Consider the following 12,638-nt stretch of genomic DNA (forward strand, 5'->3'; position numbering starts at 1 on the left):
CTTACAACCATCATTTAGGTCCAATCCAAAAACTGGTGCTAATGGGAAATCCATCAGCACCAGTTTTTGTATGCTACAATATTAAAATCAAATACACGACCCAGCAGTAACGATAACTTATTCAAGCCTGACTTTATTTTGATCGTGTCCAGCTGTAACCTGCGTAGAGCCGGTCAGAATTGTTGCCAAATCGAGTGGCGATAATAAGCGACTATGCAAAAAGGTCGCATACGCAGCTGTTGGCGAAACCATCGGCATCTGATTTAACCAGTAGTTCAAAATTGTTACCACATTTTCGACAATTAAGGCCCTAGCCAACTGTGGTGGTACTCGCAAGCTTTCCGCCTGATTATTTGGTATCGAAAGTGATGAACCAATTACCAGTTTTTCACCAATTAAGTGGCGCATTTTAGCTAATAACGCGGTCTCTGGACAATTGACCAACGTTCGAATACTACGGCGGTGCTGATAAATAAACATCATCATCACATAGAATGCATCAACATCTGACTTAGCAGGTAATTCAGTGAGATCTGGTTTGGGATACTTTTCAAAAATAGCTGTCATTTCACTAATTAACTGGTCTTCATATTGGTCCAACAAATCATACTTATCCAGATAGTACCGATAAAAAGTTCCGCGTGAAATTTTGGCCATTCGTAAAATATCAGCTACCGTCACCGTTTTAAACGCTTTATCCTGAATTAATTTCAGTAGGGCCGCGGCAATTCGCTGCTTGGTCTCCTGCCGATGTGCACTAATCATTACTTCTTCACCGTCCTTGCAAAATCCTCACCATCTAAAAAGCCAAATTTATTGGTTTGAATATTGATGGCAAACTTCAAAGCAATTAGTCCACTTGCCACTACTAGAATTGCCATCATGATCAAACTATCCGTTTGAATCGAACCCCCTAATGAAATTGCATGCCGCAACCCATCGATCAAATAAGTCATTGGCAAATACGGATTTAAACGACTTGCAAACGAGCTCGTGAGTTGAACCGGATATAAACCAGCAGAGGCCGATAACTGCAGGACCAAGACGATCGTGATTAGCCAAGTGCCAAATCCGCCCAACAAAATTCGCAGACCAAAGATAATCGCTAAAAAAGTCAACGAACCCAGTAATAACAAACTAAATAATTGTAAATTTGTTTTTGCTTGTAATCCAATTATTGTGTGTAAAACAATAAAGAGTCCGCTTGCTTGTAATAGCCCTACTAAACCAACTATCGAAAATTTAGCGCCCCACCAAGTCCACCAATGACGTGGTCGTATGGTCGGTGTATATGCGTCAAACATCGTGCCCACTGCAATGCCACCAACAAACAATCCAATTGCAATCGCAAATGGTGCCATCCCCGTACCATTATTTGGTACCTTCGCCTCATCGGTCGTAATTGCTTGAACTGGACTGGCAAGAATCGCTGCATTATGAGAACTATCACGAATTGTGCTTAACTTTTCAGCACTCATCAACAATGTTTGCGCTTCATCCTGGTTACCATTCTTTAGTTTTGTCAATCCTTGACCCATTGCTTGCGTTCCAGCCGTCAATGCTTGACTCCCAGTACTAAGCTTTGTCAGACCAGTTTTTATCGGCAACGTTGTCGAACTGGTTGGCAATTGGTCTTGAAGTTGATTCAATCCGGAAGATAATTGTTGGGTCCCCTGTGATACCCCCCTGATACCGGCTTGTAACCGAACATCGCCATTAGCTAAGGCTTGACTCCCGGTCCCAGCCGTTCTGAGACCATCTTTAACATTGTGAACCGTTCCGAGCAAAATACTGGTATACATTTTAGTCACCTGAGTCGCAACTTTTGCTTGAATGGCATTAGCAGCGCCAGTCGTCATTTTTGAAACAATAAAGTTACGACCAGAACTGATTCGATAATGTAATTGTAACTGGTGGGGCTGATTGCCTAGTAGCGTGGTTGCATTCTTAGAAAAATCACTTGGAATCGTAACAATCATATAGTATTGACCCGTTGCCAACCCTGCCTCGGCATGCTTTTTTGAAACCTGATGATAGGCTAATGAATCTGAATGCTTCAATGATTTGACTAAATTATGACCAATTTGAATCGTCTTACCGTGATAGCGACGCGTCCTGTCTTGGTTCACTACCGCAACTGGAATATCCGCCATTTTTCCATAAGTATTCCACATAGATGATAAATACAACCAGCAATAAATTGCCGGAATTAAAGCAATCATTACTAGTACTAAAATCATGCCATAATCGTGACTGAGCTTTTTCCATTCTGCTTTAAACATTTTTATCACTCCCCAAACTGATTCTTGAACAACTTGTTCAAAAATCAGTTTAGAGAGACTGAAACACATTAACAAGAAACAAAATAGTGATAGTTGTCTATTTCAACCACAATATTTATTTCTAAAGACAGCCTTACCAATAGTTGCGCCAATAAGCAGGTCATATTTAAGAACTATCATTTCAATAGTTTCATTATTGCAATGAATGCCCATTTACCGCAATAACACACTTTTTGTTTAGTCAGTATCCGAATTCAGCTTAAATATTTTGGAACCTTCTTCTAAAAACAAATCCAATAACAATAACAACTTCAAGCACTATCCCAACTATGACAAGCACGCCAGAACCAAAGATGTTTGCTAACCAGGCGGCCCCTAGAGTTCCAACGACCGTACTGGCATCCGTAACGGCTAAAACTTTCGCCATTGTAGCGCTCATTTGACCAATCGCTACTTCGCGTTGAACTTTTGAGAAAAACTGAACATTAAACATCCCCCTGATCAATCCTAGCAAAAGCATCCCCACCATCATACTTGGGATGTATGGATACAATAACAGTAAACTAACTGGTAATAATAAACTTAGTACGCTTAATTTGGTGCCAGGTAGCTTGCTTAAAATGATTGGTGCAAGTAGGATGCCTACCGCCTCAAACGTCAGTAGCAAACTTAAAAGCCAATTGTTTTTTAAGACCACGAGTGATAGCCACGGCACCAACACGGCAACTAATGCGTCGACAAAGCAACCAATGGCAGCAAGCAGTAAGTTGTACTTAAGACCCTTCTCAAGATGGATTGCATGGCCATCTTGTATCTTACATATATCACTTCTAATAGCTCTTTTTCTTTGTAATTTTAAATCAAAAACAACTGATATTATAAATAGCAGTCCAATTATAAAAATGATGAATTTAGGATTAAGAACAACCAATAATCCAGTGACTAAAATTGACGACGTAATAATTGATAACTGGCGTACCTGCGTTTGAATACTATTTATTTGCTTGATTTCATTATCGACAAACAATTCTGGAATTATCGTTTTATTACTGAGCTTGTAAAAGACACCAATTGATTTATTTAACACGGAAACAACGATTAACAGTGTGACCATTTGAACCGATAATTCCATTAACCCGTAAGTAAAAATAAACAAGATGCCGGTCAAAAGATCCGTCACTGCCATCACTACTTTTGCGCTCAAAGCTTTGACGACCCTACCAGCTATTAAGTTCAATGCAATGGCTGGTAACATCGTTATTGTCAAAACTTTGCTGAGTAATTCGGGTGAGCCGGTCTCTTTTATCATCATCCAAGAAACTAAGTATGAGAACCCGTAAAAACAAAAGAAAGTGATTGTCATACTAGCAATGTACGGTCCCTGATTAGTCAATTTTTTTGATGTGGCTATGTCTTTATCCATCTTGTTATTCACCCAACGTTTCATACCAATATTTTGAAACTTGCTTACCCATTCAACCCATACTATTAATATAGCCATAGGACGTAAACGAAAGCGTAACTTAAAGTAAATAGGCTGTATATGTTTTGTAAATCTGAATTGGCGTATAGACAGTTAAAAAAAGGAACCAATTCAAAACTGAATTGGTTCCTCGTTGAAGTCTTTAATTCCAAATTCCGTACAAATCTGTCGCAACACTTGGATAGGCCAAAAACAACTCGTGTAACCTTTCCGGTGAAACGTGTTCTTGAATCAAGATTGCCACATCATTGATCAAGTCATCCGCAATGTAACTCAGGGCTTCCGCCCCAACGACCTGATTATTTTGCCGATTAACAATCAATTTTAAACACGCCTGTTGATCATGCTGACGCTGATAATTCAACCATTTGTTAAGGGCAATTTGTTTAATTTCATACTTCCTAGGATCAAGCTGAGCCTCATTGACCGTCACCCCAGCTTGGGCTAAACGGGGTAAGCTAAAGACGGCATTTACCGGCAGTGGGTATTTAATCGGAAAGACTTGGGCTGCAACCAAACTATCCCCCAAATACTTACCCTGATAGATTGCATAATTGGCCAGCTTCGGGACCGCTGCATCAGCACAGTCGCCAACTGCATAAATCGTTGGCTGACTCGTCTGGAGGTAATCATTCACCCGGATGCCACGGCGACCATACTGTACGTTAGCACGGCCCAACTGCAACTCCTCAATATTAGGGGTTCGCCCTAACGCCGTATATACGGCGTCTACTTCTAATTGTACTTGTCCCGCGGTGTTCAAAGTAAGACCATGATCCGTTGATTCAAGTTCAGTAATCTCATCATTGAATAAGAATTTCACACCCCGGTTTTTCAAGTCCGCAATTAAGGTTGCCACCAACGTTTGATCATACCTGCGTAACGCAACTTCATCATGCTGGATAATCGTTACCTGCGCACCGGCTTCGTTTGCGATACTAGCCATGGCAAACGCAATGATTCCCGCACCTAGAATAACTAAGCGTGCCGGCAACTGTTCACTTCGGAAAAAGCTTCCCGAGTGTTGGACAAACTGACTGCCGGAAAAACGTAACTCATTTGGCCGGGCACCGGTGGCGATAACAATTTTGGCTGCCGTCAAAGCTTCGCCATTAATCGAAACCGTATTTGTATCGATAAACGCCGCGTGACCTTCATACGTCGTCACACCATGTTGTTGAAAGCGTTCCTTAAATTTAACCGCCGTTTTAGCGACAATGTTATCGCGATAAGCCGCTAACTTTGGCCAATCAATTGCGGGTATGCCAGTCGCAAAACTTTGTTCCGTAAAGTGGCGATGCGCTTCAGCGGCCGCCAGTAGAACCTTTTTGGGTGTACTCCCGCGATTGACGGTCGTTCCGCCCCAGTCACGTTGTTCGATGACCGCAACTTTTTGTCCGTTTGAACTGGCTTTGATTGCCACGCCAGCACCGCCAACGCCACCACCAATTACGATTAAATCAAACTCGTTAGTCATTAACTAAAGAATGAATTGGCATCATCGGTATGCCCATTAGATGAATTCGACTTTTTGGGTGTCGTTGGATCATCGTACCAAACGACGGCAGCTTCTTCACTTGGCAATTGTTTAACCGTTGTCGTTGACACATTTAAGTGATCAGCGACGATTTGAGCTGGCGTCGTGGCCAACCATTTGTTTAATGAAATGTCAGAGTAAATCGGGTTTTTAAACAGTTCGATAAAGATTAACGGTTCATCACCAATGTTTTGAATGTAGTGGCCAGCTTCCTTAGGAATAACCCCAACATCCCCAGCCTGAAAATCAAAAGTCCGTGCCAAGGAGTTCGAATTGAACACGCCTACTTTGGCTTGACCTTGCATAAAGTAGTCCCATTCTTCCGCTTTTGGATGCCAGTGTAATTCACGCATCCCACCTGGTTCAACCATCACAATCGCCGCAGAAATTGTTTTAGCGGCTGGGAAGACGTTTTGATCAACAATCCAGACTTTACCCGCCTCAAATTGTTTAGCAGGAACGTCCTTCATATGCAGGGTAACGGGTTCTTGCATGTCTTTTCCTGGACGGCTGACTTGTGAAATTGGCCCTGGCACTTGTCCATCAAAGATATATTTTTCATGAGTTGGTAGCGCAGCTAAGGCATCTTCATCGAGCTTAAAGTTAGCGGCAACGATGTCTTTCGGGGTGTGTGCTAGCCAATCAGTCAATAAGAACGTATTATTTTCTGAAAAATCTGGTTCACTAAAGACTAATAAGAATTCACAACCTTGATCAAGCGCTTGGATGGAATGCGGAATCCCCGCTTCAAAGTTCCATAAATCACCAGCATCCAAGTCGTCAATAAAGCTTTCACCATTTTCGTTTAAGGCAGTTACCCGAGCATTGCCTTTCAGCATGATGGCCCATTCGGCTTCTTTATGCCAATGTAATTCACGGTAAGCGCCTGGCTTGAGGCACATATTTACGCCCGCCATATCGTGAGAAGCTGGTAATTCCCGGTTAGTGACTTCCCGGGCCCAACCGCCTTCTTCTAAGCGCATGTGCGCGTCAGAAAAACTAAAACGTAAATTCGTCACGGTTCCGTGATCGGTAACCGGTGGCACTAAAATATCCGGATTTTGACTATCCCGTTGTTCATTGCGAGGTCCCTGATCGATCCAGCCGGTATGGTCCGCTTCACGAATTGGTTCATTTTGCTTTGTCATTATCTAACCCCCAACGTTATTTTTTAATAATATTAATTATAAAAACATCATTATATTCTTACAATTGAATCCATTTGTCAAAGATAGTGAAATATCCTTACTAACAAAGCTTGCCTATTTTTCCGTTACTGACGCTGGCCTTGCCATTGCAGCCGGAACAAATAACCAAAGTAATAATAAGACTTTCAAGACTGTCACCAACCACAACGCGTCCAACGATGACAGCCCCCATTGCCGGACACTAGCTCCTAAGGCACAGCCGGCGATAAAGGTTAAAATGACTAGTAAGATGTTCAATTGTGCTTTTCTTGCGTTGCGGTCGCCATCAATCAAGCCTTTGTAACTGCTAACGGCAAGACTCTTTGTATTGCCCGTCATAATGCCATTGTTAATGGCGATACCACCAACCTGTCGAAAAATCGTCAAATCATACCCTGCCATCAAGCCCAAGAGAAAAATCAAAAATACAGTTGGTAAAATCGTCTGAAAATAAGCTAATGCCAAGTAGGCAGCTGCATCCAACAACATTAACCACCGCATATGTTTCCGGTGATCACCGTCGCCAAGAAATTCACTTAACGCCTGAGCACCAAAACAACCTAAAAAATAACCAATCCAGACTGGAACGTTTACCCACGCAGTCCCCCAGCCGTGCTGAACTAATTTGACAACAAACACCACCAGGTTTCCGGTTTGAGCACTAACAAAAACTGCTCCCCGATTCAAATACGTATCGGCGTCAACCATTCCCATGGAAAGGGTTGCCCCTAACGTTAAAATCGTTTCCGTTGCAGGCCTAAATTGCCTTGTAACCGTTTGATCCATATGATCAACTCCATCGTCTGCACTTTAAATCATTTAACGGACACATTTTAACAAGGAATATCTTCGGGAATACAGCAAAGAAGCTCGCAAATTTTTTTGACTTTATAACGTCATACAGGCTAGATAATCACCCAACTTTCTATATACATCTCTCATCTCCACTAGTACTTGCTATATACAATCATTAGATTATGATATGATGAAAGTGCATCATTTTAGGTCTTAAAATATTTCTTATAAAAAATCCTGTATCTAAAACGTTCAACTCAAAAGGAGCATCCCATTATGCCTGAAATTAAAATTGGCACCACCGTTAAACTTCCCGCACCTTACACCGGCGTCCCTGGAATCGTCATTTTTTACGATGCCGCCAAGGACCAGTACTTGGTTCGGATTGGTGTTAGCCAACAACTCTATTTCCAAGCGGCCGACTTGACCGTTTGGGACGCCAAATAAAAGTGCACAGTTTAAAAAAAGCTAGCCCAGTCTCTGATCGTCTAACGACTCAGAACTGGGCTAGCTTTTTTAGTCATATAACGCCTTATTAAATCAATTACTCGAAGTCTTTGACATCACCAATGACCATGTTTTTTTCACGGCACTTCTTTAACATCAGTGGCCCCGCAATTGGTGATAACACGCCGGCAATAATAACCCCACCAATAAGTGTTGCAATCGTTCGGCCAATAACTGACCAAAAGCCACCAAAGTACCACATTCCGTTTAGTAACCGGCCAACAAAACTCTCGCGGTACCAGTACAGTGAAAATGGATAAAAATACGCACTAAGTCCTGTTAATAAAACTTGGATGATAAAAATAACGGATAGTGAAGCTGACTGTTCAAAACCATTATTACTCATAATTCCCCCGAATAAAATGGCTGAAATAATTAGACCGTACAACATCCATACGACTGGAATCACAATCACTAGGTGAAACAATTTACGTTTGCGATAATCCGGATGTAAGTACGCTGATGCTTTTAACTTTCCCCCCGTAGTAGTGGTCGTATGACGCTTTTGCTTTGGTGGTTTAACATAGTGCCGTTGTTCTGACATATTTCTTACCCCTTTTTATAATCAGTTACAATTTATAACTTAGCTGCATTCAAATCTTGTGCCGTAATCAATGACAAATCAGCTTGCTCGTTGCCCGCAATTCGAACGGCCATTTTTCTGACCAGTCGTTCGTTTAAATTCCGAATCCAACGCCCATTACTGTGGTCGTCAGACTGTTCAAAATTATGGTGTACCAGCTCAGTATAAGTCGCTTCATCCACGCGGTATTTCTTCTTTTTAAGATCCAATAACCCAATTTGAACTAGTTCATCCTGGGTGTAGTCTTCAAAATTAAAGCTATTTGGAATCCGACTCTTAAGCCCTTCGTTCATTTGTAAGAACTTTTCCATACTATCCGTATAGCCGGCAAAGATAATGACGATGTCACTCCGATGATCTTCCATAAACTTCAGAATTTCATCAATCGCTTCGGAACCAAAATCATTTTTGCCACCACTTGCTAACGTGTACGCTTCATCGACGAATAGAACACCTCCAAGGGCTGATTCTAGCACTTCACGCGTTTTAACCGCCGTTTGACCAACGTATTGGCCAACTAAATCAGATCTAGAAACTTCAATGAATTTTTGATTGGCAATAATTTTCTTTTCATATAGCACTTTTCCAAGGATTCTAGCGACCGTCGTTTTCCCCGTCCCGGGATTGCCTAAAAACAGTGAATGTAACGTCATCGCTGAATCACTTAGACCTTTATCCTTACGCTTCTTATTCATCTCAGCAATAGCAATGAATTCATTGACTTCGTCTTTGACATTCTTAATACCAATCATATTGTTTAATTGCTCATAAGCCGTCAAATCGCCAAAGTAAGTGATTTTACCCTTAGTTGCAGCTGGCACATAGTTATTGTTTTCATCAACTAAAAAGGCCTGTTTCTCTTGATCATATTGATTATGGCCTACGACACCGACTTTAAAATCAACGTTTCGTTCCAACTTGATATTCGGGTTAGTGAGGATACCAAAATTGATTCGATCAGCTTTAATCGAAGAATCACTAGACATATACAAATTGACTGTTCCATTCTCCTTACCAACGATAAAGAAGCGTTTGGCCGATATCGTTGACTTTTTCTCAGCTATTAAACTTTCCTGAATAACGGTCTCATCGATGGTCACAGTTGAACTTGTGACTTTCATTGAGTCAATGGAACCACCAGTAAGCGTCACTTTTCCATTGGTAACCAAAAGGGCCCGATTAAGCTTAGGCTGATTAATCGAACTATTCATAATAGTTAGTTGCGAGTCGAATACTCGAACACAAGCAAAAAAGGTTTTGGGTGTGCTAAGGCCGCCAATAAGCGTTGAAGATTCAATCGTAACATGACTATTCTTTTCGCTATAAATAGCATTCGCAACCTGACAATTAATCGTTGATTGCTGACAAATCACCGTTGCGTTCGTTGCCAGCACCCGTACATAAATGATAGAATTCACTAAATCTAAACTTGCATCCGAAACATAGACTTCATTTTTCTTATCCTGTGTCTTTCCGGCGTCAATTTGAACCCGATTAAACTTTGCGTGCGACTTACCGTCAATGTAAACGATTGGATACATGGTTCCGCTTTCGACCGTGGAACGAATATAGACGTTATCAGCGATTAGAGTACTGCCTTTGCGAACACCAATATTATTACTTTTGTCGATGTTCTTTTGAATACAAACATCCTTTAACGTGACCTGAGCACCATCTGTTACAACAATACCATCAAGGGTGTTCGTAAAGGTTTGGCCCCCCTGATCATTTACAGTTACATGCCCCTGAATTGTGATGTTTTTTCTGATAACGGTGGACTGATTATCCTGACTATTGATGGGGCAAAAGCCCTCTTCAATTTCAATCACATCGCCGTCTTCAGCCGCCTCCAGCGCGTCGTTGAAATCCCAAGTAGATTGCCTACTGAAAAGGGATCGTTTCTTTTCCCCAACTAAGTAATAATTCATTACCGCTACCACTCCTTTTAAGTGTCTTTACCTATGTTTGCCCTAAATCCTATTGTATTAATTCACAACGTCAGCACGCTACTTTTCGTTTATTCGTACCGACTATATGCCAACTTAATTAAGCCACTATCTTTCATCATTTACATGGCTAAATAATTAATGGCAGCATTAGTATCTTCATTATACACAAAATTTCTTTTGCTGAACGGCTCCAATAAAATATCTCATTATCACAAAATACAAAAACGGGTCTGAAATCAACTTTTCAGATCCGTTATTTGGCTAATTGTTACTCATTATCTGGATAAATCCCCAAGACAAAATTGGTCAACTGGCGTTCAATATTGTCCCGTTCAATCCCAATGTAGCGTTTAGTCACTTGCTCGCTGGAATGGTTAAAAATCATCATTAACCCCGCAATATCGTGCGTCTGTTGGTAATAGTGATAGCCAAAGGTTTTCCGTAGTGTGTGGGTGCCAATATCACTGCGGTCTAATAACTGACTGGCCGCTTGAAACGCACGGTAAATGCCGTTGACGGTAATTGCTGCGTTACCACGACCACTTGGAAACAGTGGCGCCATGTCATCACGGTAGCGTGTATACTTAAAAAGTTCTCCCCGTAAATTTTTTAGAAACAGCCACCGTTTCTTGCCAGTCTTCTGTTCAATAATCATCGCTCGATCCTTATTACGAACTTGACCCACTTTTAACTTTAAAATATCACTCATTCTTAGACCGGTGTTTATACCGAGTAACACAATCATTCGGTTACGTTGGCCGTGTTGGGTCCGGGCGACGGCCCACAGAAAATCATCAATTTCCTGTTTAGTGCGTAAAGGTTCTACATTATAGTGCATTCCATTTTTCCCTCAACAATCAATTCAAGCATTTAAATCATTCTATATTCAATTGTACTCGTTATAATTGAATACAACCGTTATTTTATTCATTATAAAAATAATTAACCGCCACGGAATTACCCGTGCCGGTCGTCGTTATAATTTCTTATTCAAATGACTTAAATGCTCAGTAAAGGATTGCGTCGTCGGGGTGTCTAACGTGGTCGTCAGCCCCTCCTTAATCGTTGCGACCCGCTGAATTCCAGCATCTGTCAATGCCAAGTTCCGTAAGCGCCGGTCGGGTAAACTAGGTTCACTTTGAATCCACCCATCATGCGTGAGTGCCCCAATCGACTGTGCTAACGATCCTTTTGAGATATCCAGCGACTGCGCAACCTTTCCAATTGGCTGATTGGGATATACAGAAACGTATAATAATATTCGTAATTCATTCAAACTAAGTCCCGTTTGAGCAGACCAACTAGACGTTAAGCGCTTAAGCAACCGTTCTAAACGCATCACATCTAAAACATAGTCAAAAACATCTTCCACCATTGATTCCTCCTCGATCAATCTAAAAACTCAAGCCAAAATAAAACCAGTCATCCGGTTCGCACGATTTTTAAAAAAATCATGCGAAGTGATTGCCGTCATCATTGGATTTATCCCGATAATTAATTGAAGCTCGTAGTTACATAAGTTAAATAAAAGCAGTCGTACCAGTCAGTTATTCGCATAACTTTTTTAAAAAGATTGCGAATTAATGACCTAAATTAATTGTTTATTGAACTAACCAACTTGGTTACAATTTTTATTATTACATAATTCCAATGTTTCTACAAACGTTCGTTTAGCCCATAATTGGCCTTTGGTTCCGCCTTCATTGTTAAATTTAGATTGCTGTTAATCACGGATAAGTTATCTTCAAATAAGCATCACGCCCGTCATAGCACGTGTATGATTCCTTTGCACTCAACTTTATTGGGCCAATTATAAGGCTTCTATTTTGGATTCATCTGGTCCCAATTTAATTGGCTCTAGAATATTGGGTGTTGATGGATTTCCATCAACACCCAGTTTTTGTGTAAAATAAAAAGGACAACTCCCCCAATGCACCACTGTACCGACCAAAGTAAAAGTAAAGGCAAGTGAGAAAAGATGTCCCAAAACCATTTTATCGAAGATACTCTTCAAATTAAAGACCCAAATATTATTTGTACTGATATTGATAGTAGTGATCCAAGCAAACAGGTTGTTCACGCCAAACTGACCTATCCTTTAGAGAACTGCCCACTTTGTGGCCAGCCCGAAGTAGTGCGTTTTGGGACTAACCTAATTAATGTCAGAATGCCCCCAGTCAAAGAACGACCAATTATTTTAAAATTGCGTAAGCAACGTTATCGGTGTAACTCCTGTAAGCATACTTTTAGCGCACAAACATCATTAGTTAAGCCACATTGCCAGATCTCAGAAGATACGAAGCAAATGATTATCT

At 41.1% G+C, this 12,638-nt stretch carries 12 protein-coding genes; 2 read left to right on the forward strand and 10 right to left on the reverse strand.

What is annotated here, in order from left to right; all coding sequences use genetic code 11:
- Positions 1–117 precede the first annotated feature (117 nt).
- The 6 genes from AAA939_RS12050 to AAA939_RS12075 form a co-directional block, all read right to left on the reverse strand.
- On the reverse strand, positions 118–765 hold the full coding sequence (locus tag AAA939_RS12050) for a TetR/AcrR family transcriptional regulator (protein ID WP_338211110.1): 648 nt from the start codon (positions 763–765) through the stop codon (positions 118–120).
- On the reverse strand, positions 765–2,282 hold the full coding sequence (locus AAA939_RS12055; RefSeq protein ID WP_338211111.1) for a YhgE/Pip family protein: 1,518 nt from the start codon (positions 2,280–2,282) through the stop codon (positions 765–767). Before AAA939_RS12055 ends, AAA939_RS12050 begins: the two co-directional genes overlap by 1 nt.
- Positions 2,283–2,541: 259 nt before the next feature.
- Positions 2,542–3,705 carry an MFS transporter gene (locus tag AAA939_RS12060; RefSeq protein ID WP_338230896.1) on the reverse strand — a complete coding sequence of 388 codons (1,164 nt, stop codon included), beginning with the start codon at positions 3,703–3,705 and terminating at the stop codon, positions 2,542–2,544.
- Positions 3,706–3,907: 202 nt separating this feature from the next.
- On the reverse strand, positions 3,908–5,242 hold the full coding sequence (locus tag AAA939_RS12065; protein WP_338211114.1) for a dihydrolipoyl dehydrogenase family protein: 1,335 nt from the start codon (positions 5,240–5,242) through the stop codon (positions 3,908–3,910).
- Entirely contained in the window at positions 5,242–6,450 is a 1,209-nt protein-coding gene (locus AAA939_RS12070) for a cupin domain-containing protein (protein WP_338211116.1), read from the reverse strand. Before AAA939_RS12070 ends, AAA939_RS12065 begins: the two co-directional genes overlap by 1 nt.
- 114 nt (positions 6,451–6,564) lie before the next feature.
- Positions 6,565–7,275, reverse strand: coding sequence for a YoaK family protein (locus AAA939_RS12075; protein WP_338211118.1), 711 nt, complete (start codon positions 7,273–7,275; stop codon positions 6,565–6,567).
- Positions 7,276–7,560: 285 nt separating this feature from the next.
- On the opposite strand from AAA939_RS12075, the gene AAA939_RS12080 reads away from it, so the two are divergent.
- Positions 7,561–7,731, forward strand: coding sequence for a hypothetical protein (locus AAA939_RS12080; RefSeq protein ID WP_338211119.1), 171 nt, complete (start codon positions 7,561–7,563; stop codon positions 7,729–7,731).
- Between the two features lie 97 nt (positions 7,732–7,828).
- Here the strand turns inward: AAA939_RS12080 and AAA939_RS12085 are convergent, their stop codons facing one another.
- From AAA939_RS12085 to AAA939_RS12100, 4 genes are all read right to left on the reverse strand, one after another.
- Entirely contained in the window at positions 7,829–8,335 is a 507-nt protein-coding gene (locus AAA939_RS12085; protein WP_338211121.1) for a hypothetical protein, read from the reverse strand.
- Between the two features lie 32 nt (positions 8,336–8,367).
- The gene (locus AAA939_RS12090) at positions 8,368–10,302 is read right to left on the reverse strand and encodes an AAA family ATPase (RefSeq protein WP_338211123.1); all 1,935 of its coding nucleotides are present in this window, start codon (positions 10,300–10,302) and stop codon (positions 8,368–8,370) included.
- Between the two features lie 289 nt (positions 10,303–10,591).
- Positions 10,592–11,161, reverse strand: a complete 570-nt coding sequence (locus AAA939_RS12095) for a tyrosine-type recombinase/integrase (RefSeq protein ID WP_338211125.1) — start codon at positions 11,159–11,161, stop codon at positions 10,592–10,594.
- Between the two features lie 138 nt (positions 11,162–11,299).
- A complete protein-coding gene (locus AAA939_RS12100; RefSeq protein WP_338211127.1) occupies positions 11,300–11,698 on the reverse strand; it encodes a MarR family winged helix-turn-helix transcriptional regulator in 399 nt (132 codons plus the stop codon).
- Positions 11,699–12,301: 603 nt separating this feature from the next.
- On the opposite strand from AAA939_RS12100, the gene AAA939_RS12105 reads away from it, so the two are divergent.
- The coding region (locus tag AAA939_RS12105; protein WP_338230516.1) for a transposase family protein at positions 12,302–12,638 on the forward strand (337 nt) is incomplete at its 3' end.

It is taken from the genome of Lactiplantibacillus paraxiangfangensis (assembly GCF_036246185.1).
In the GTDB taxonomy this organism is placed as follows: Bacteria; Bacillota; Bacilli; order Lactobacillales; family Lactobacillaceae; genus Lactiplantibacillus; species Lactiplantibacillus paraxiangfangensis.

Excerpts from the sequence above, each read along its gene's own strand:
- AAA939_RS12050 (WP_338211110.1), bottom strand. The coding sequence starts at position 765 with ATGATTAGTGCACATCGGCAGGAGACCAAGCAGCGAATTGCCGCGGCC.
- AAA939_RS12055 (WP_338211111.1), bottom strand. The coding sequence starts at position 2,282 with ATGTTTAAAGCAGAATGGAAAAAGCTCAGTCACGATTATGGCATGATT.
- AAA939_RS12060 (WP_338230896.1), bottom strand. The coding sequence starts at position 3,705 with ATGGATAAAGACATAGCCACATCAAAAAAATTGACTAATCAGGGACCG.
- AAA939_RS12065 (WP_338211114.1), bottom strand. The coding sequence starts at position 5,242 with ATGACTAACGAGTTTGATTTAATCGTAATTGGTGGTGGCGTTGGCGGT.
- AAA939_RS12070 (WP_338211116.1), bottom strand. The coding sequence starts at position 6,450 with ATGACAAAGCAAAATGAACCAATTCGTGAAGCGGACCATACCGGCTGG.
- AAA939_RS12075 (WP_338211118.1), bottom strand. The coding sequence starts at position 7,275 with ATGGATCAAACGGTTACAAGGCAATTTAGGCCTGCAACGGAAACGATT.
- AAA939_RS12080 (WP_338211119.1), top strand. The coding sequence starts at position 7,561 with ATGCCTGAAATTAAAATTGGCACCACCGTTAAACTTCCCGCACCTTAC.
- AAA939_RS12085 (WP_338211121.1), bottom strand. The coding sequence starts at position 8,335 with ATGTCAGAACAACGGCACTATGTTAAACCACCAAAGCAAAAGCGTCAT.
- AAA939_RS12090 (WP_338211123.1), bottom strand. The coding sequence starts at position 10,302 with ATGAATTATTACTTAGTTGGGGAAAAGAAACGATCCCTTTTCAGTAGG.
- AAA939_RS12095 (WP_338211125.1), bottom strand. The coding sequence starts at position 11,161 with ATGCACTATAATGTAGAACCTTTACGCACTAAACAGGAAATTGATGAT.
- AAA939_RS12100 (WP_338211127.1), bottom strand. The coding sequence starts at position 11,698 with ATGGTGGAAGATGTTTTTGACTATGTTTTAGATGTGATGCGTTTAGAA.